Genomic DNA, 18,764 nt, shown 5'->3' with positions numbered 1-18,764 from the left:
GGCTGGGAGAGGACGCTGTGCCTCGCCGCCCGCTGGCGGAGTGCCTGGACGGCGGGTCTCGGAGTCACGGGGTCCGGTTGCGCGCCTCATCGTCCACACCAGATGCATCAGGTGGTCAGGCCGGCGCTGATCAGCCAGATGTGTTCGCAGGTCGAAGATGCCTTTTGCAACTCCTCGCGGGATTCCTGCGAGGCGTGGTAGAAGGTCCGCTCGATCATCCAGCACAGGGCGTGTGCCATCGCTGACGCTTGCTCTGGTTCGGTGCCGGCCTCAACGCCGGCTCGTTCCAGGACGGCGGTGATGGCCGTGATGAACAAGTCAGCCGTGTGGCTCCACAGCTCGCCGATCTCCGGCACGGTCAACGACAGGTCGATCGCCGTGCGCATGACCAGGCCGTGCTCATCCCACAGCTCAATCGTGCGCTGCATGGCTGCTGCGATGGCCTGGCGCGGCTCGTCGGTCTGCGCAGTGGCCCGAGACCGCTCCCACAGGTGCTCAACGGTCCGGGCCACGAGTGCCGTGACCGCTTCTTGTTTGGAGCCGAAGTAGAAGTACAGGGCGCCGCGTGTGATGCCGGCGCCCTGGGCGATGTCGCCGACGGTCATGGCGTCGTAGCCCTTTTGCGCGAGCAGAGCTTCGCAGGTGTCCAGAATGGCCCGCTCTCGGACATCGCCCTTGCGCTCGGTGGCGCGCCGGCTCCGCGCGGGGTGGTGGCTGGGCATCAGAGCTGAGCGCCCTCGGCGAAGTCGGTCGTACGGGAGAGGGGCTCCCATGCGCGGATGTCCTCGTCCACGGCCGTGCGCGCGGCGGTGACCAGTCGCAGCGCGTCCGAGCCCAGGACGAGGTGGGCCGGCGGCTGGTCGACCGACGTGATGTGCACGACGGCGTCTCCGGCCTTGGCCGGATCGCCCAACTGGTTCCCGCTGGCCTTCTGCCGCGCTTCCCGGATGGGGGTGAACAGCTCCTCGTAGTCGTCGATGGACTGCGCGGCGCGTGTCATGGACCGTCCGGCCCAGTCGGTGCGGAAGGAGCCGGGCTCGATCGCCGTCACGTGGATCCCGAACTGTGCGACCTCCTTGCCCAGTGCTTCCAGGATGCCTTCCAGGGCGAACTTGCTGCCGCAGTAGGCGGACATGCCGGGCACGGCCATGAGCCCGCCCATGGAGGTGACGGCCATCAGGTGTCCGCGGCGGCGCCGGCGCATGTGGGGCAGGGCTGCCTGCAGGGTGGCCACTGCCCCGAATACGTTGACCTCGAACTGCCGCCGCACCTCGGCCAGCGGGGTTTCCTCGAAGGTGCCCTCCAGGCCGTAGCCGGCGTTGGCGACGACGACATCCAAAGGACCGACGCTCTGCTCCACCTCCGCGACCACACTCGAGACGGCGTCGCCGTCAGTCACATCCAGGATGCGGCCGTGAGCGTACCCGGGTTTCAGTCCTTCGAAGGCCCGCAGGTCCTCCTCGGAGCGGACCGTGCCGACGACGGTGTGCCCGGCGGTCAGGGCGGCCTGGGCGAAGGCACGGCCGAGGCCCGTGCTGACGCCGGTGATGAGCCACTTTTGCTGCTGCACTGTTCCTCCAGAAAGGTCTCACGAGGAGCTGGGCTGCCCCCTCACCCGGAAAGTCTACACTACGTCGAGTTTAATCAACGCGATGTTGATTCTGCCCGCCCCCAACGGCATCATGCTCAGCCGAGGTCGATCCGGCCCCTCACCGACCCGCTCGCCTCGGCTGAAACGATCACGGTGTGGGTGGAGTGATCACGGCGTCGGTGCCGTCCTGGACAGGTCCCTTTACGGGGCTGAGTCCGCGCTGCTTCGGCAAGTTGGTAGCCGCAGGCCGGCTGGCGCCGCTGTTCGGGAACTCCAAGTCGGCCGCAGACCGCATCATCGACCACCTCGGTCCGCTGTTGGCACTCCGGCAGCGGAGCCGGTTCCGCAGGGACACCGTCCTCATCGTCGACGGCACCCTGGTGCCCACCCGCGACCACTCGGTGGCCGAGCAGTCGAAGAACTATCGATACTCCACGGCCCATCACGTTGTGATCGATGCCGATACCCGCCGGGTCGTAGTCGTCGGTCGGGCCGTGCCGGGTAACCGGCATGACTCCCGAGGCTGGGAGGACAACCTCACCCTCACCGGATAGAGGGCCCCAGAGCCGGTGAGCCGTGCCCGAACGCGTTAGAAGATCACTTACGGGACAAGGCTCAGGCGTCGGCCCACACCGACACACCGGCGCCAGGTCTGACGTGTCCGGAACGCGCCGGTCTGGTGATTGTTGACGAAATGACCTCCAGCAAGGCAATTCATGAGGTGATGCGTCGGTAGCAGATGAGGATGCAGCCGATGGTGGTGACGGCGATGAAGTGCTCGGGCTTGCGTTCGTAGCGACGGCGCATTCGGCGGGTGCCGGACAGCCAGCTGATAGTGGGCTCGACGACCCATCGGTGCCGGCCCAGCCGTTCGGAGGACTCGACGCCTTTTCGGGCCAGGCGGTGCCGGATGCCGCGGGAGGCTAGCCATCGCCGCAGGTAGCGGTAGTCGTGGCCCTTGTCGCCGTGCAGTTTGGCCGGGCGACGCCGTCGGTGGCCGCGGCGGGACGCGGGCGGGCGGTCCCGGACGTGCCGAAGGCGGCCGCATGGTCGAGGGCGGCAAGACGCCGCTGCTGCCGCGCGACGAGCTGACGGCCATGGGCTACTCCGTCCTCCTGTACACCAACGCCGCGATGCAGGGGACCATCCTCGGCACCCGGACCGTGCTGATTGGCCTGCGCGGCGCCGGTTCCCTCGCGCCGGTCATGGACCGGCTCGCCCCCTGGGCGGAACGCCAGCGGCTGGTCCGCCGCGCCGAGTACGAGGAGCTGGAACGGCGCTACACGGCCTGACGGCGCCCGTTCGCGCTGAGCGAGCAGTGCGCGCTACGCGGCCGGAGCGTCGTCCAGGACGCGGAAATCGCGATCACCTTCGGGGTTCTCGGCGGCCACAGCGCACTCGGTCACCTCGGCGGCGCCCGGCCCCTCGGCGGCCCAGCTCACCAGGCGCTGTACGCCGCGCGGTGAGCCCTCGAAGACGGCTTCCACGTCGCCGTTGTGAAGGTTGCGGACCCATCCGTTCACGCCCGCTTCGCGGGCCAGTCGGCGGCAGGTGTCGCGGTAGTACACGCCCTGTACGAGGCCGCGGACGTGGACGTTTCGTCGGATCAGCACGGGGAGCCCTTCGAAGGAGAACGGCGGTGGAGCAGGCCCGTAGGACGCACCCGGCGAGGCAGACACGCCGGGTGGGCCGTACGGGCCGTTATTGTCGGAGTCGGCTGGTCAGCCGCTCGATGGTGCGGAATACGGGTTCGATCCTGGCCTCTCGGTAGCCGGTTCCGGCCCACAGGTGGATCAGGCGCGTGTCGCCGACCGCGGTGGTGGCCTTGCGGAGCCCGCTGGTGAGGTGGTGCAGGGCGGGGTAGCCGGCCGGGGCGCGATCGGAGTACCGGTCGGTGAAATGGTTGCGCAGGGCGCGGGCCGGCCGTCCCGTGAAGGCGCGGGTGAGGACGGTGGAGTCGAAGGCGGGGTCCGCCAGCGCCGCCTTGTGGGGTGCGGAGGCCCCGCTCTCGTCGGTGCGCAGCAGCGCGGTGCCGACCATGGCGGCGTCCGCCCCGGCCCGTAGGACGTCGGCCACGTCGGTGGGGGCGGCGATCCCGCCGGTGGCGACGGTCGGCAGGGCGGTGGCGCGGCGTACCTCGGCGACCAGGTCGGGCAGGGCGGCGGGGGCGAGCGGCCGGTCGGGGGTGAGCGTGGCCGAGTGGCCCCCGGCGGCCGGCGCCTGCACGATCAGCGCGTCGGCCCCGGCATCGGCGGCCCGCCGTGCCTCGTCTGCCGTGGTGACGCACTGCAGGACGGTGGTTCCGGCTCGGCGCAGGCTCGTGATGACGTCGCCGTGGGGGATGCCGAAGGTGAAGGACACCCAGGGGACGGGGTGGGCCTTCAGCAGCTCGATCTTCTCCGACCAGTGGTCGTCGTCCAGCGGTACGGCGTCGGGCAGGGTCAGCCCGTAGCAGTCGGCCTCTTCCCGCAGCTCACGCGCGTAACGGCCGTACTCCTCAGGAGAGATGGGCACGGGGTTGCGTACGAAGAGATTGACGCCGAACGGGACTCCCTCGGCTTCGACGGCGTGGATCTGCCCGGCCAGCGCCTGCGCGCTTTTGTACCCTCCGGCCAGGAAGCCCAGTCCGCCCGCGCGGGCGACGGCGGCGACCAGGGCGGGCGTGCTCGGCCCGCCGGCCATCGGCGCGGAGAGGATCGGACGGTCGATGCCGAGACCGGTCAGCAGTGTGCTCATGGGCGCTCCTTGAGGCGCGAGGTCAGGCGGTCGGGGCCGCCGGGGCGAGGTGGTGCGGGAAGCGGACGCGGACGGCCGCCGCCGCGGCCCCGGCCAGGGCGACCATGACACTGCCCAGCAGCAGGGCCTGGTTGTAGCCATGGTTCAGCAGCGGCGCGGCAAGCAGCGGGCCGAGGATCTGGCCCGCGCTGTACCCGGCCGTCAGCAGGGCCACGGCGCGCGGCACGCGCAGGTGGGCGCCGATCGACAGGGCGATCGTGCTGACGCCCATGAAGGTGGCGCCGAACAGCACCGCGGAGACGAGTGCGGGCACCGCGCCGCCGACGACGGCCGGCAGCGCGATGCCGACGGCCTGGATGATCAGCGCGGTCAACCGGAGGGCGGGCCGGGACCAGCGGCGGGCCAGCCGGGTCCATACGGCGCAGGAGGGCAGGGCGGCGAGGCCGACGACGATCCACGCCCCGCCGCCGAGCCGGCCCGGAACGCCTTCCTGGATGGCCGCGACGAGGAAGGTGCCGGCGATGATGTAGCCGATCCCCTCGAAGGTGTAGCTGGCCAGCAGGGCGATGAACCAGCGGTGGGTGCGCGGCCGGTCGGCCGGCCGGCCCGGTTCGGAGTGTTCGCTCGCATGCCGGTGCGGGGCCAGCGGCCAGGCGAGGGCGGCGAGCACCGCGGCGAGGGCGGCGCAGGTCAGCCAGGCCGCCTGCCAGGTGGACGCCGCCTGCACGGCGACGACCAGCAGGCCGGACAGGGCGATGCCGGCGCCGACCCCGCCGAAGGCCCAGCCGACCAGGTGGGCGTGTGCCCGTAGGCCGGTGAGCATGGCGCTGACGGCGATCACGAAGGTCAGTGCGCTGGCCGCGCCCGCCACGAGCCGCAGTGCGAGCCACAGGGCGCCGTCGTGCGTGGCCGGCATCAGCGCCCGCGTGCCGACCAGCACGAGGAGCGACCCGCGCAGCGCCGCCGCCGACCGTACGACGGCGGGGGCGCCGATCCCGATGAGGGCGCCGAGGAGGTAGCTGATGAAGTTGGCCGTGGCCAGGTTCGCCCCGAGCGCCGAGGAGAGCCCGGCCTGATCGCGCATCAGCGGCAGGATGGGGGTGTAGACGAACCTGCCGACCCCCATGCTCGCGGCGAGCGCCGCCGCTCCCTGGACGACGATCGTCCAGGGAGATGCCGTACGCGGCGGGGGCGTGGATGACGCGTGCACAGCTGTGGTCACCTTCCTGGTGGTGTTCAGGGCCGCCTTCGACGCTAGGGAGCCCGCACGCGCCTGAGAAATGCCGGTTAGGCCGCCTCTATGCATGACGCGCCTGGACGCCGGTGAGGGCCGCTACGGGCATGGACATCGAACTGCGCCATCTGCGGGCCTTCAGCTCCGTCGCCCGCCACCGCTCCTTCTCACGGGCCGCCGAGGAACTCCTGATCACGCAGCCGGCGCTCAGCCGTACGATCGCGCAGCTGGAGAACAGGCTGAGCGTCCTGCTCCTGGACCGGTCCTCCCGGCACGTCGAGCTGACCGAGACCGGCGCGCGGTTCCTGGACCACGCCGAGCGGGTCCTCGCCGCCCTGGACGACGCTCTGGCCGTGGTCCAGCACCGCGGCGCCCTCCGGCTCGGCTTCAGCTGGCTGCTGCCCGACCCCTGGGCGCAGCGGACGGTCAGCCGCTTCGAGGAGGACACCGGCGCCTCGGTCAGCCTGAGCCGCACCGACGACCCGGTCCAGGCGCTGCGACAGCGCACCGTCGACATCGCCCTCGTCCGAGGGGACGCCGAAGTGCCCGCGGGGACTGCGGGGGTCCAGACCCGTGGTCGGCTCGTCGAGGAAGAGCACCGTGGGGGCGCGCAGCAGGCTGGTGACCAGGTCGAGGCGGCGCCGCATGCCACCGGAGTAGGTGGCGACCAACCGATCGCCGGCGTCGGCGAGTTCGAAGCGCTCCAGCAGATCGTCGGCGCGCTGCCGGGCGCCTCGCGTGCCCAGACGGGCCAGCCGGCCGAACATCCGCAGGTTCTCCCGGCCGGTGAGCCGCTCGTCGAGCGCGGCCTCCTGGCCGGCGGCGACCCACAATGGCCCGAGATCCACCGCGGTCGCCGGCCCGCTGCCCGAACTGGAGCGACTGCTGGGCGAGTTGAAGGTCGACGGGGTGCTGTGCGCGATGATCAGGGTGAACGTCGCGGCGCACAGCCCGGCGATCGACGAGGTGAGCCCGCAACTGGTCGCCGACATCGGCACCCTGGCCACGGCACCGGCCGCCGTACCGATGATCTCGACGCTGACCGGCGCCGCCGTGGACGGCACGGAGCTGGACGCGGAGTACTTCGCGCGCAACCTGCGCGAGCCGGTACTGCTCGCCGACGTCACCGCCAAGCTGCTGGCCGACGGCTACCAGGTGCTCGTCGAGCTGTCCGCCCATCCGGTGCTGCTGCCCGCGCTGAACCAGAGCGTCCGGGACGCGGGCGGTACCGGCACCGCGCTGGCCACGATGGCGGCGGGCGAGGACGACCGCACCGGCGTGCTGGGCGCGCTGCGAGCACTGGACCGGCTCGGTGTCGTACGGCCTGGGCAGGGCGGCGAGCGGGCCGAGCTGTTCACCCTGTCCGCCAGGTCCGAGCCGGCGCTGCGCGCGTACGCCGACCGGGTCGCCACCGCGCTGGAGGCGGCCGGGCCGGTGCCGATGCCCGCGCTGGCCGCCGCCGCCGACCGACGGGCCGACCTGCCCTACCGGCTGGCCACGGTCACCGCCACCAGCGGCGCCCTCGCCGAGGCGCTGCGCGAGCCGACCGGCACGGTCCACCGGACGACCGCGCCGGCACGCCGGCCGGAGATCGCGTTCGTCTTCCCGGGGCAGGGATCGCAGTGGCTGGGCATGGGCGTGGACCTGTACGCCGACGAGCCGGTGTTCGCCGCTGCGATGCGCCGCTGCGACCGGGCCGCCGCCGACTTCGTGGGCTGGTCCCTCGTCGACGAACTGCACGCCGGCCCGGCCGCCTCGCAAATGGACCGCATCGACGTGGTGCAGCCGATGCTGTTCGCGATGCAGGTCTCGCTGGCCGAACTCTGGCGCTCCTGGGGCGTACGGCCGGACGCCGTCGTAGGGCACAGCATGGGCGAGGCCGCGGCCGCGCACATCGCGGGAGCCATGTCCCTCCCGGACGCGATCCAGGTGATCTGCCGGCGCAGCAGGCTGATGCAGCGGGCCAGCGGGAAGGGCGCCATGCTCGCCGTCGAGCTGACCGCCGAGGACGCCGCACGGGCGATCGGGCCTTGGCAGGACGTGGTGTCCGTCGCGGTGAGCAACAGCCCGAAGTCCACCGTCCTGGCCGGCGACCGGACTGCCCTCGACGCCGTCGCCGACGAGCTGGGCCGGCGTGAGGTGTTCTGCCGCTGGGTGAAGGTCGACGTCGCCTCGCACAGTCCGCAGATGGAGCCGCTGCGCGCCGACCTGCTCGACTCGCTGGCCGGCCTGTCCGGCAAGGCCCCGGCCGTGCCGATGTACTCGACGGTCTCCGGGCAGCTGTGCGACGGCGCCGACTTCGACGCCGACTACTGGTACCGCAACCTGCGTTCGCCGGTGCTGTTCGGCGACCAGGTGGCCAACCTGGTCCGCGCCGGCCACACCGCGTTCGTGGAACTGAGCCCGCACCCGGTCCTGTTGCCCGCCGTGCGCCAGGTCGCGTCGGACCTCGGTGCGGACGACGTCCTGGTGCTGGCGTCCGCCCGCCGGGACGAGCCGGCGCGGGACGTGCTGCTCGACTCGCTCGGCTCGCTGCACACCGCAGGCGTACCGGTGGACCGGAGGCGGGCCGCGACCCCTGCCCGGCCGGCCGACGTGCTGCCCGGCTACCCCTGGCAGCGCGAGCGGCACCGTCTCGAACCCGGCCGGCCCGCCGGCCCGCACGACGGATCGCTGCTCGGCGAGCGGCTGGATTCGGCGGTGGAGCCGGGCACCCGCTACTGGCGGCTGCGGTGGGACCCGAGGACCGGCGCGATCGGCGACCACGTGGTCGGTGGACACGCCCTGGTGCCCGGCAGCGCCTACCTCGACCTGGTGCTGCGCGCCGCCCGGGACGTCCTCCCGGGCGGCGGGGCGGGCGGGTTGCGGGCCACCGGGTTGCGGCTGCGCCGGCCACTGCAGGTCGACGCCTCCGGGCGTACCGCCCAACTAGTACTGGTACGCGACGAGTTGACCGGGTCCGCCCGGGTGCGGATCTACGATGAGCGGGCCCGCTGCGTGGCGGGCGCCGACGTGTCGGTGCCCGTCCGGTCCGCCGGTGGCGAGCGGCTGCCGGACGTCGCCGAGGCCGAGCGGCGACTGGAACGCGACGGCCTGTCCGGTGAGCGGTACTACGCCGCCCTGGCCGAACGCGGCCTGGCCTACGGCCCGGCCTATCGACTGCTCGAACGCGTCTGGCACGCCGACGGGGAGGTCCTCGCCCGGATCGGTCCGCCGCGCGGCGGCGGCGAGCCCGGCACCCTGGTCCACCCGGCGGTGTTCGACGCCGCCCTGCAGGCCGCGCTGGCACCGGTGCTCCCCGCCGCCGACGGCCGGCTGATCCTCGGCGGCATCGAGGACGTCGTGGCGCACCGCGCCCTGGACGGCGACGGCTGCTACGCGCATGCCCTCGTACGCCGGCAGGGGCGCGACTTCCGGGCGGACGTCACCGTCCACGACCGCACCGGGCGACCGGTGATCGAGGCGACCGGCGTGACCATCGTCGTGTCGTCGGGCACCGCCGCGAGCGAGGGCCCACCCGCCCCCGCCGCGACGGAGCAACGCAGCGAGTCGCGACCCGCCGGGCGGAACCCCGAGCCGGTTCGTGACGCGCTGCTGACCCTGCCGCACGGAGACCGGCTGGCCGCGATCGAGGCACACACCGCCGCATGCGTGGCCGCTGTCGCCCGGATGTCCCCCTCGGCGATCGACCCGGAACAGCCGCTGCGCGCCGTGGGCATCGACTCGCTCATGACCCTGGAGGTGCGCAACCGCCTCCAGGACGTGTTCGGCGTCGAGCTCTCCTCGGCGTCGGTGCTGAAGCGGCCGACCGTACGGCAACTCTCCCTGCTGCTCTCCGAGCAGGCGGGCATCCCACTCGCCGGCGGACAGCCGTCGGCGTAGACCGCACTCCTGGAAAGGACCGAGATGGCCACGTTCACCCAGTCCGACCTGGTCCGGCTGCTGCGCGAGGCGGCCGGCGAGGACGAGTCGATCAGCCTGGACGGCGACATCGTCGAGACCTCGTTCGCCGACCTCGGCTACGACTCGCTCGCCCTGCTGGAGCTCGCCAGCCGGGTCGAGGGGGAGTTCGGCGTGAGTCCGCGCGAAGAGGCCCTGGCCGAGGCGGAGACACCGAGGCAGTTCGTCGCGCTGGTCAACGAGCTGCTGTCCACGCCGGCCTGAGTGACGAGCGACCCGTCCCACCGGACAACCGTGAGGAGAGGCACATGCCGAGCACCGTCACCATCGACACCTTCGACAGCGGCAACATAGCCGAAGTCACCGCCATCCTTGAGGAGTTCGACGCCGAGACGGCGCCCGAACTGCCCCTGCTGCGCCGCAGGCAGGCCTTCACCTACAGCGATCTCTGCATACAGGTGCAGGACTGGAACACCGCGGACGCCGCCGAGGCCCACCGGACGCTGACCACCGACCCCCGATGCACCCAGCTGGACAAGCGACTGTCGGCGTACCTCGGCGAGTACACCGCGCGGGAGGGCTGGGACGGCCCCACCGACGTGCCGACGGCCGCCCGGTTCTACGTGTGGCCGACCGAGCAACTGGACGGTCTGGAGCGGACGTACAGCTCGGTGATCGTCAACACTCAGCGCCAGGAGCACATCCCGGAGACGTCGAGGCTCTTCGCCGAGTCGGACGCGACCGACTTCCCGCACACCATGGGCACGCTGCGCCGCCAGATCTACCTGTACCGGGGGATCTACCTGCACATCCAGGACTTCGCCGAGCCCGACGACCGCAAGGTGATCGGCGCCGTGTGGGGAGGACCCCGATCCCGCCTTCCTGCGACTGGTCGACGACCTCACGAAGATCATTCCACCGTACGACGCGGAGGGCGGACAGCTGGCCACCCGCTTCTACCACTGGGCCGCGGAGTAGGGGGACGCGCATGTACAGCAAGACGGAGGACGAACAGCAGGAGGGGTTCGACAACGCCAGGCCGGAGGCCCAGGACCAGCTGAGCCTGCTGTCGGACATCCTCGACCGGCACACCTTCAGGGTGCTGAACGGACTCGGCGTCGGCCACGGCCGGCGGTGCTGGGACATCGGCGCCGGCAACGGCTCGGTGGCCCGGTGGCTGACCGCCCGGGTCGGCACCACGGGCCAGGTGGTCGCCAGCGACCTCGATCCGGGGCATGTGCCCGAGCACCCGAGGATCGAGCCGCTCAGGCACGACCTCACCCTCGACCCGTGGCCGGGGCCGCCGTTCGACCTGATCCACGCCCGGCTGCTGCTGATGCACTTGCCCGCACGCGAGGAGATCGCGGTCCGGCTGGCCGGCCATCTGCGCCCGGGCGGTGTGCTCGTGCTGACCGACTGGTACTGCGACTGCGCGGCCGGCGTGGTGGCGTCCCCGGTGGACGCGTACACCGCCGAGATCTGGCAGCGCTTCCACGACGGCGTGCACGCGCTCGGCGAGAAGACCGGCATGGACCTGACGTGGGCCGCCCGGACGGCCGACGTGATCCGCGCCGCGGGCTACGAGGTCGGCACAGAGCTGTTCCAGGACACGGGACGGGGCGGCACGCCGACCGCGCGGCTGGCGCGACTGCACAGCTTCATGCTGGAGCCGCACCTGACGGCCAACGCCGGCCTCACCCCGGACGACCTGGCCGTCATCCGGGCCAACCTGCTCGATCCCGAGTTCGAGATGGCCACGTATCTCACCCACACCACCATCGTGCGGGCCGCGGCCGAGGTGACGGCATGACCGAGGTGCCGAGCTTCCCGATCCGGCGGCAGGAGCCCGGTGTGCTGCCACCCGAGTACGAGAACCTGCGGGAACAGGGGATCGGCCATGTGAAGATGCCCACCGGCGACCTGGCGTGGCTGGTGACGAACCCGGAGTACGCCCGTTTCGTCCTCTCCGACCCGCGCTTCAGCGCGAACAAGATGCGCGAGGGTTTTCCACGCCTGTCGCAGCACGGGCTGGACAAGCTGAAGTACTGCGCGCCGTTCCTCGTCAACATGGACGGCACGGACCACGCGGAGACCAAGAACTCGATCATTCACGAGTTCTCCCGGACCCGGGTGGCCGAACTGCGGCCGCGCCTGCAGGCCGGCACGGACGAGATCGTCGATGCGCTGCTCGCACGGCCGGCGAGACCGGTCGACCTGGTGCGGGAGCTGGCGTACCCGGTCGCATGGCGGATGCAGGAGATACTGCTCGGGATTCCGACCCACGAACTGGCCACGATGCGGCAGAACATGATGGACCTGCTGATCAAGGCCGAGACCGAGGACGAGGAGAAGGCGGCCGCCGCACACATGCACCAGCATGTGGCGGACGTCCTCGCGGGCAAGGAGAAGCACCCCGGCGACGATCTGATCAGCCGGCTGATCGAGCGGCACCGGGCCGAGCGCGGCGAGATCGACCGCTACGAGGTGGCCAGCCTGTTGCTGCTCTTCGCGTTCGGCGTGCAGCACTCGACGGCCACGATGATCTCCCTCGGTATCCTCACCCTGCTGAACCACGCCGAACAGCGCGCGGCGCTGCTGGCCCGGCCGGACCGGATGACGCAGGCCGTGGACGAACTGCTCCGCTACTTCTCGATCAACGACGCCACTCCGCTGAGGCAGGCCCTGGAGGACGTGCGCATCGGTGACACGGTGATCAAGGTCGGTGAGGGCCTGGCCGTTCCGACGCTCCCCGTCAACCGGGACCCGGGGGTGTGCCCCTTCCCCCACCGGCTCGACCTGCTGCGGGAGCGGCCCACCCGGCATCTGGCCTTCGGCCACGGGCCGCACCGGTGTGTGGCGTACCACCTGGCGCCGGCGGTGCTGGAGATCGCCTACACGACACTGTTCCAGCGCATCCCCACGCTGGAACTCGCCGTTCACGAGAGCGAGTTGGCGTTCGAGTACCACTCGCAGCAGGCGTACGGGCCGAGCACGCTGCCCGTCACCTGGTAGCGGTCCCGGCCGCGGCGGGCCGGCCCGGAAGAGTCCGTTGCGTCATCGCGTCCGTCACGCATGCCGGTCGCACCGTGAGGGTTGACTGAAGGAGGCGCCATGGCCGAGGAGACGGCGGAGAAGAGCGTATGGGGCGGCGGGCTGTGGGCGGCCGCCGATCTGGTGACCCCGATGTCCGTGCGGGTGGCGGCGACCTTGCGGCTGGCCGACCACATCGCCGCCGGCACGCGTACGACCAAGGAACTGGCCGCGACCGTGGACGCCGACCAGGACACCCTGGCGCGGCTGCTGGACCATCTGGTGACGGCCGGCGTGCTCTCGCACGAGGCGACCGGCACCTATGGCCTGACGGACCTTGGTGATCACCTGCGGGACGATCACCCCGACGCGATACGGGCCTGGTTCGACATGGAGGGTGCCATCGGGCACGCCGACCTGTGCTTCGTCGAGCTGCTGCACACGGTGCGCACCGGCGAACCCGCGTTCCCGCGCCGGTACGACAGGACGTTCTGGGAGGAGCTGTCGGCCGACGACAGGCGCGCCGAGTCCTTCGACGCGCTGATGGGCGCCAGGCTGGTGGCGGAGGCGCCCGCCGTGGCCGCCGCCTACCCCTGGGACTCCCTCGGGCATGTCGTCGACGTGGGCGGTGGCGACGGCAGCCTGCTGATCGCCATCCTGCGCGCCCACGGTGATCTGCGGGGGACGGTCGTCGACCTGGCCGGCCCGGCGGCCCGCGCAGAACGAGCCATCGCCGAGGCCGGCCTCGCCCACCGGGCCGAGGCCGAGACCGGCAGCTTCTTCGACGCCCTTCCCCCGGGAGCCGGCGGGTATGTGCTGTCGAGCATCCTGCACAACTGGGACGACGCGTCGGCCGCCCGCATCGTGCGACGGTGCGCCGAGGCGGCGTCGGGAACGGGAAAGGTGCTGGTCGTCGACCACTTCCCAACGGCGGCGGACGGGTTCAGACGGAAGGAGACCTGCGCATGCTCTGTTACTTCCGGGGCCGACAGCACACCCTCGACCAGCTGCGCGAACTGGCCGGCTCTGTCGGCCTTGAGGTCACCGCGATCACGCCGGCCGGCTCCCGCTCGATCGTCGAACTGAGCCCGGCCCACTGAGAGCTCTTCGGCACGCCTCGGAGGACACCGAAGACCCCTTGGCACAGATTGCTTGGAGCGATGTGCGATGACCGTCACAGAAGCCGCTCCCGACGACGTCGGCATGGCGCCGGCTGAGCCGACGGACGCACGCGGGCGCGTGGCCGCGCTGCACGAGATCCGTGCGCAGGCCGTGGCCGGGCCGAGCGAGAAGGCGACCGAGGCGCAGCACGCCAAGGGGAAGCTGACCGCGCGGGAGCGCATCGAGCTGCTCCTGGACCCGGGCTCGTTCCGGGAGGTCGAGCAACTGCGCCGGCACCGGGCGAGCGGGTTCGGCCTGGAGGCCAAGAAGCCGCACACGGACGGTGTGATCACCGGCTGGGGCACGGTGGAGGGCCGTACGGTCTTCGTGTACGCCCATGACTTCCGCATCTTCGGCGGCGCGCTGGGCGAGGCCCACGCCACCAAGATCCACAAGATCATGGACATGGCCATCGCGGCCGGGGCGCCTCTCGTGTCGTTGAACGACGGCGCGGGCGCCCGCATCCAGGAGGGCGTCTCGGCCCTCGCGGGCTACGGCGGCATCTTCCAGCGCAACATCAAGGCGAGCGGTGTCATCCCGCAGATCAACGTGATGCTCGGCCCGTGCGCCGGCGGCGCGGCGTACTCGCCCGCCCTGACGGACTTCGTGTTCATGGTCCGCGAGACCTCGCAGATGTTCATCACGGGCCCTGGCGTGGTCAAGGCGGTCACCGGCGAGGAGATCACCCAGAACGGCCTGGGCGGCGCGGACGTGCACGCCGAGACGTCCGGCGTGTGCCACTTCGCCTACGACGACGAGGAGACCTGCATCGCCGAAGTCCGGTACCTGCTCTCGCTGTTGCCGCAGAACAACCGCGAAAACCCGCCGGACGTCCCGTGCGACGACCCCGGGGACCGTCCTGTCGACGTGCTGCTGGATCTCGTGCCGGCGGAGGGCCATCGCCCCTACGACATGCACGCCGTGATCGAGGAGATCGTCGACGACCGCGAGTACCTGGAGGTGCACGAGCGCTGGGCCACCAACGTCATCGTGGCGCTGGCCCGGCTGGCCGGGCGGGTCGTCGGGATCGTGGCCAATCAACCACAGCACCTGGCGGGGGTCCTGGACATCGAGGCGTCCGAGAAGGCCGCGCGCTTCGTGCAGTTCTGCGATGCCTTCAGCGTTCCCCTCGTCACCCTGCTGGACGTCCCCGGGTTCCTTCCCGGCGTCGACCAGGAGCACGGCGGGATCATCCGGCACGGCGCGAAGCTCCTGTACGCCTACTGCAACGCGACCGTGCCGCGGATCTCGGTGGTGCTGCGCAAGGCGTACGGAGGTGCGTACATCGTCATGGACAGCCAGTCCATCGGTGCGGATCTGACGTATGCCTGGCCGACGAACGAGATCGCCGTGATGGGCGCCGAAGGCGCCGCGGGCGTCATCTTCCGGCGCCAGATCGCCGCGGCGGAGGACCCCGAGGCCATGCGGGCCCGCATGGTCAAGGAGTACCGGACCGAGCTGATGCACCCGTACTACGCCGCCGAGCGCGGCCTGGTCGACGACGTCATCGATCCGAGCGAGACCCGCGGGGTGCTCATCCGCGCCCTGGCCATGCTGCGCACCAAGCACGCCGACCTGCCGCCCCGCAAGCACGGCAACCCTCCGACTTGAACCTGACGTAGCGATAGGTTCTAACGTTGGCATCGCACAGGAGAGGAGGAGGGATGCCGACCACGGGCCACATCTCGCGGGAACCGGCCGGAGCCGACAGCGCGCCGTTGCGGATCGGCGAGCTGGCCCGGCAGACCAGGATCACGGTGCGGACGCTGCATCACTACGACCGGCTCGGCCTGCTCTCGCCGTCCCAGCGCACCTCGGGCGGGCACCGCTCCTACGGCGCGGACGACGTGCGCAGGCTGCACCACATCATCGCGCTGCGCAGCTTCGGGCTCTCGCTGGAGAAGATCAAGTCGGTGTTCGACACTCGGCCCGAGCAGGACCCGGCCGAGCTGGTGCGCAGTCAGCTGGACGTGGTCAACGAGCGGATCCACCAGCTGCTCGATCTGCGCGTACGCCTGACCGATGTGCTGGACGCGCTCGACCACCGGACCCAGCCTTCGACCGAACAGTTCCTGCAAGTGATCGAGGAGACAATGACCACGAACGAGCCCATCGGCCCGGAGCAACTGCCCGACCTGATCGAGGCCCGCCGGCGCAAGACTGCCCACTACAGCGACGAGGAGATGTCGGCGTTGACCCGCAAGCGCGAGCGGTCCTTCGCCGACCTCGGCGAGCAGGAGCGGGCACGCCTGCGCGAGCGGTTGCACGAGTCCTACGCTTCGCCCGCCGAGCAGCGGCAGGAGAGGTCCGACTCCGGAGACTCGGCCTGAGAGAGCTCCGTGTGACCTGTCCACGGAACATCGACGTGGCTCATTTCGATCGGGTGCGGCTCTTCTGGAGTGAGCCCGCCGGTCAGGCTAGAAGTTCGTAGGTGTGCTGGTCGGCCGGGGGTAGAGGCGTTCGCGTTCTCCGTGGGTGTGGGTGCCGGGAATTATGTCACCCGGGCTGACCTGCTGCTTCGGATCTGCCCAGATCTCGGGAGCGGCGAGCCGTTTTGAGGCAGCGTGCTGGTCGGGGTGATACGGCTGATCTACCTGCTCGCCTGCCAAGCCTTCCGATGGCTTGCCCAAGCGGAGACAGGAGCCGACCTCGCACCCGGTACTACTTGGGTCCACCCCCCGGAGGACGAGGACCCCGGCGAAGCCGCAGCCTGATCACCGAGGCGAAGGGCGCCGCGGCCTCTCACTCCTGAGCAGCGCCGACGGAATGCTGGCAGAACATCTCTCCCGCCTCGATGCCTGCGATCGCCCCGGGGAGCCGCCGGTCGGCGGCTGAGACGCCGCTCCTCCAAAGCGCGGAGGTGGCCGGATGGACGGGACCATCTCGCCCTCGGGCATCTTGTCGCCGGCAGCGTCGCGGACACCGACGGCCGCGACGGCGCGACCATCCTGCGCAGCCGCCTCGGCGGCTCCCGGTCGGAGACCCGAATCAACCACGACATCGCCGAATTCCTGGCCTGGGTCGAGACCTACTGCACCGAGCACGGCCGCAGCGATCACATCCCGCCGACCCGGTCCACCCGGTCATCTACTCCGCTCGCCTGCGCCGCACCCTGGCCTGGTTCATCGTCCGCCGGCCACGGGGCCTGGTTGCCGCCGCCATCCACGGACACCTTCGCATCCAGATGACTCTCGGCTACGCCGGAAACTACGCCTCGGGCTTCCCCGACGACCTCGCTTTCGAGGACTGGCCGGCCCGGCTGGACACCCTCGCCGACGCACACCAACGCCTGCGTGAAGGCGAGCAGGTCAGCGGCCCGGCAGCCGAGACCTACCGGCACCGCGTCCAGGCCGCCACTCGCTTCGCCGGCCGAGTCCTGCGCACCAAGCGGCATGCCAACGCCATGCTCAGCAACCCCGACTTGCAGATCTTCCCCGGAAAGGGCATGACCTGCGTCCTGGACCCGAAGCGGGCAGCCTGCCGCCTCCGCAGCGAGGAGGACGGCACCCGCCGCACCCCGACCTCGACGACTGCCGCCCGAACTGCGTCAACATCGCGCGGACCGATCGCGACATCGAACACGTCCTCGTTCAGATCGAGCAGCTACGGCCGCTGGTCGACGACCCGCTGGCTCCCGCCTTCCGACATGCCCGCGAACAGCACGAGCTCGACCGCCTGGAACGCATCGTTACCGCTCACGACCACACCGGAGAACTTCACGATGGCCACTGACCGCGACGCCGAGCGCGACGCCATCACCGCAGCGATGCAGCGGCTGCTCGACGGCTGTCCAACCCGGTCCACTGGGGCACTCACCACGTTGCAACTCTGCGCTTGCCGAGAATGTCATCCGCCCTGATCGGACGCCTGCACCCGGGCTATCGGTGGTCGGCCTCGGCGCTCTCGCGCAGCCGGCAGTCCACGCGTCATGATGATCGACCGTGCTGCTGCGACTGGCCTACCCGGCAGTGACCAACGCGTTCGCGCTGCTGCGTCTGCTGCCGATGAGCGACCGGAACAAAGTTGCGGAGATCCTGGCCCTCCGCCATCAGATCACAGTGCTCGAGCGCCAACTCGGCAGTGATCGAGTACGGTTCACGCCGAGCGATCGGGCGTTCCTGGCGGCGCTGCTGCACCGGATGCTGTTGCCCGCCCTGCGGCGTGTGCGGTTGCCCGTGCGTCCTGACACGGTGCTGCGCTGGCATCGCGACCTCGTCAGGCGCCGTCATGCCGCCTTATCGCGTCCCAAGCGACCCGGTCGACCTCGTACAGCGCGGTCCATCCGGATTCTGGTGCTGCGTCTGGTGAGGGAAAATCCGCAGTGGGGGTACAGACGGCTGCACGGCGAGTTACTCGTGCTGAGGGTGAAGGTGGCCGCCTCGACCGTCTGGAAGATCCTGAAGGATGCCGGCGTCGATCCGGCGCCCGACCGGAGCTCCAGCACGTGGGCCGACTTCCTGCGTTCCCAAGCCGACGCCCTCCTTGCCTGTGACGTCTTTGAAGCGGTCACCCTGTCCGGCGCGCGGATGTACGTACTCGCGGTGATCGAACGCAGCAGCCGCCGCATCCGGATCCTTGGTGCCACCGCACACCCGACCACATCCTGGGTCACACAGACGGCGAAGAACCTGGTCATGGGCCTCGAGGACATCGGCTGCCGGGCACGATTCATCATCAGAGACAGGGACGGGAAGTTCCCCGCCCTGTTCGACGCTGTCCTCAATGACACGGGGATCGAGGTCGTCCTCACCGGCATCCAGATGCCGAGAATGAACTCGATCGCGGAAAGGTGGGTGCAGACCTGCAGACACGAACTCCTGGACCGGACCTTGATCTGGAACCAGCGCCACCTCCTCCGCGCCCTACGGGAGTTCGAGGAGTTCTACAACTCCCATCGACCGCACCAAGGCATCGCGAACGCCCGACCGCTACACCCACTGCCCACACCAATCGACGACCCGGACAAGCTCAGCCACCTCGGCATACGACGCCACGACCGCCTCGGCGGCATCCTCCACGCATAAAGACATGCCGCATGACCTGCACGGACGAGGTACTCGGCAAGCGCACCGCTGGTCCGCCAGGTCTTGCAGCAGCGCAGAACGACGTGCC

General features: G+C 70.7%; 16 protein-coding genes and 4 pseudogenes. 13 read left to right on the top strand and 7 right to left on the bottom strand.

The window, feature by feature from the left end; translation table 11 throughout:
• Window positions 1-107: 107 nt before the first annotated feature.
• Entirely contained in the window at window positions 108-722 is a 615-nt protein-coding gene (locus tag ACFZCY_RS18530; RefSeq protein WP_391174317.1) for a TetR family transcriptional regulator, read from the bottom strand.
• Window positions 722-1,570: an oxidoreductase gene (locus tag ACFZCY_RS18525; RefSeq protein ID WP_391174320.1), complete on the bottom strand. Its 849-nt coding sequence runs from the start codon at window positions 1,568-1,570 to the stop codon at window positions 722-724. The genes ACFZCY_RS18530 and ACFZCY_RS18525 overlap by 1 nt, the downstream gene beginning before the upstream one ends.
• A 176-nt stretch (window positions 1,571-1,746) precedes the next feature.
• On the opposite strand from ACFZCY_RS18525, the pseudogene ACFZCY_RS18520 reads away from it, so the two are divergent.
• Window positions 1,747-2,127 (top strand): annotated as a pseudogene (locus ACFZCY_RS18520) (transposase); the annotation flags it as partial.
• A 178-nt stretch (window positions 2,128-2,305) separates the two neighbouring features.
• On the opposite strand, the pseudogene ACFZCY_RS18515 reads toward ACFZCY_RS18520, so the two are convergent.
• Window positions 2,306-2,620, bottom strand: a pseudogene (locus tag ACFZCY_RS18515) (IS5/IS1182 family transposase); the annotation flags it as partial.
• Window positions 2,621-2,637: 17 nt separating this feature from the next.
• On the opposite strand from ACFZCY_RS18515, the gene ACFZCY_RS18510 reads away from it, so the two are divergent.
• Window positions 2,638-2,883 (top strand): hypothetical protein, encoded by a 246-nt coding sequence (locus ACFZCY_RS18510; protein ID WP_391174323.1) that lies wholly within the window; start codon window positions 2,638-2,640, stop codon window positions 2,881-2,883.
• A gap of 33 nt (window positions 2,884-2,916) precedes the next feature.
• Here the strand turns inward: ACFZCY_RS18510 and ACFZCY_RS18505 are convergent, their stop codons facing one another.
• The 3 genes from ACFZCY_RS18505 to ACFZCY_RS18495 form a co-directional block, all read right to left on the bottom strand.
• A complete protein-coding gene (locus ACFZCY_RS18505; protein WP_391174425.1) occupies window positions 2,917-3,201 on the bottom strand; it encodes an acylphosphatase in 285 nt (94 codons plus the stop codon).
• A 91-nt stretch (window positions 3,202-3,292) separates the two neighbouring features.
• The gene (locus ACFZCY_RS18500; protein WP_391174326.1) at window positions 3,293-4,468 is read right to left on the bottom strand and encodes a nitronate monooxygenase; all 1,176 of its coding nucleotides are present in this window, start codon (window positions 4,466-4,468) and stop codon (window positions 3,293-3,295) included.
• The gene (locus ACFZCY_RS18495) at window positions 4,350-5,453 is read right to left on the bottom strand and encodes a YbfB/YjiJ family MFS transporter (RefSeq protein ID WP_391174428.1); all 1,104 of its coding nucleotides are present in this window, start codon (window positions 5,451-5,453) and stop codon (window positions 4,350-4,352) included. The genes ACFZCY_RS18500 and ACFZCY_RS18495 overlap by 119 nt, the downstream gene beginning before the upstream one ends.
• Before the next feature lie 215 nt (window positions 5,454-5,668).
• Between ACFZCY_RS18495 and ACFZCY_RS18490 the strand changes: the two are divergent.
• Window positions 5,669-5,797, top strand: a pseudogene (locus ACFZCY_RS18490) (LysR family transcriptional regulator); the annotation flags it as partial.
• Window positions 5,798-6,193: 396 nt separating this feature from the next.
• Here the strand turns inward: ACFZCY_RS18490 and ACFZCY_RS18485 are convergent.
• A pseudogene (locus ACFZCY_RS18485) lies at window positions 6,194-6,328 on the bottom strand (daunorubicin/doxorubicin resistance ABC transporter ATP-binding protein DrrA); the annotation flags it as partial.
• On the opposite strand from ACFZCY_RS18485, the gene ACFZCY_RS18480 reads away from it, so the two are divergent.
• From ACFZCY_RS18480 to ACFZCY_RS18435, 10 genes are all read left to right on the top strand, one after another.
• A complete protein-coding gene (locus tag ACFZCY_RS18480) occupies window positions 6,300-9,443 on the top strand; it encodes an acyltransferase domain-containing protein (RefSeq protein WP_391174378.1) in 3,144 nt (1,047 codons plus the stop codon). The pseudogene ACFZCY_RS18485 and the gene ACFZCY_RS18480 sit on opposite strands and share 29 nt — an antisense overlap.
• A gap of 24 nt (window positions 9,444-9,467) precedes the next feature.
• The gene (locus tag ACFZCY_RS18475; protein ID WP_391174332.1) at window positions 9,468-9,725 is read left to right on the top strand and encodes a phosphopantetheine-binding protein; all 258 of its coding nucleotides are present in this window, start codon (window positions 9,468-9,470) and stop codon (window positions 9,723-9,725) included.
• A gap of 44 nt (window positions 9,726-9,769) precedes the next feature.
• On the top strand, window positions 9,770-10,522 hold the full coding sequence (locus ACFZCY_RS18470) for a TcmI family type II polyketide cyclase (RefSeq protein WP_391174334.1): 753 nt from the start codon (window positions 9,770-9,772) through the stop codon (window positions 10,520-10,522).
• On the top strand, window positions 10,450-11,271 hold the full coding sequence (locus ACFZCY_RS18465; protein ID WP_391174337.1) for a methyltransferase domain-containing protein: 822 nt from the start codon (window positions 10,450-10,452) through the stop codon (window positions 11,269-11,271). The genes ACFZCY_RS18470 and ACFZCY_RS18465 overlap by 73 nt, the downstream gene beginning before the upstream one ends.
• The gene (locus ACFZCY_RS18460) at window positions 11,268-12,473 is read left to right on the top strand and encodes a cytochrome P450 (RefSeq protein ID WP_391174340.1); all 1,206 of its coding nucleotides are present in this window, start codon (window positions 11,268-11,270) and stop codon (window positions 12,471-12,473) included. The genes ACFZCY_RS18465 and ACFZCY_RS18460 overlap by 4 nt, the downstream gene beginning before the upstream one ends.
• A 99-nt stretch (window positions 12,474-12,572) precedes the next feature.
• Window positions 12,573-13,577 (top strand): methyltransferase, encoded by a 1,005-nt coding sequence (locus ACFZCY_RS18455; RefSeq protein WP_391174343.1) that lies wholly within the window; start codon window positions 12,573-12,575, stop codon window positions 13,575-13,577.
• 81 nt (window positions 13,578-13,658) lie between these two features.
• Entirely contained in the window at window positions 13,659-15,263 is a 1,605-nt protein-coding gene (locus ACFZCY_RS18450) for a carboxyl transferase domain-containing protein (RefSeq protein ID WP_391174345.1), read from the top strand.
• A 53-nt stretch (window positions 15,264-15,316) separates the two neighbouring features.
• On the top strand, window positions 15,317-15,982 hold the full coding sequence (locus ACFZCY_RS18445; RefSeq protein WP_391174347.1) for a MerR family transcriptional regulator: 666 nt from the start codon (window positions 15,317-15,319) through the stop codon (window positions 15,980-15,982).
• 854 nt (window positions 15,983-16,836) lie between these two features.
• Window positions 16,837-17,511, top strand: coding sequence for a hypothetical protein (locus ACFZCY_RS18440; protein WP_391174349.1), 675 nt, complete (start codon window positions 16,837-16,839; stop codon window positions 17,509-17,511).
• An 82-nt stretch (window positions 17,512-17,593) separates the two neighbouring features.
• Window positions 17,594-18,676, top strand: coding sequence for an integrase core domain-containing protein (locus ACFZCY_RS18435; protein ID WP_391174352.1), 1,083 nt, complete (start codon window positions 17,594-17,596; stop codon window positions 18,674-18,676).
• The last annotated feature ends 88 nt before the right edge of the window (window positions 18,677-18,764 follow it).

It is taken from the genome of Streptomyces sp. NPDC007983, from assembly GCF_042958345.1.
GTDB lineage: Bacteria > Actinomycetota > Actinomycetes > Streptomycetales > Streptomycetaceae > Streptomyces.
Note: the sequence above shows the minus strand (reverse complement) of the source record. Positions and strands in the feature narration are given on the sequence as shown.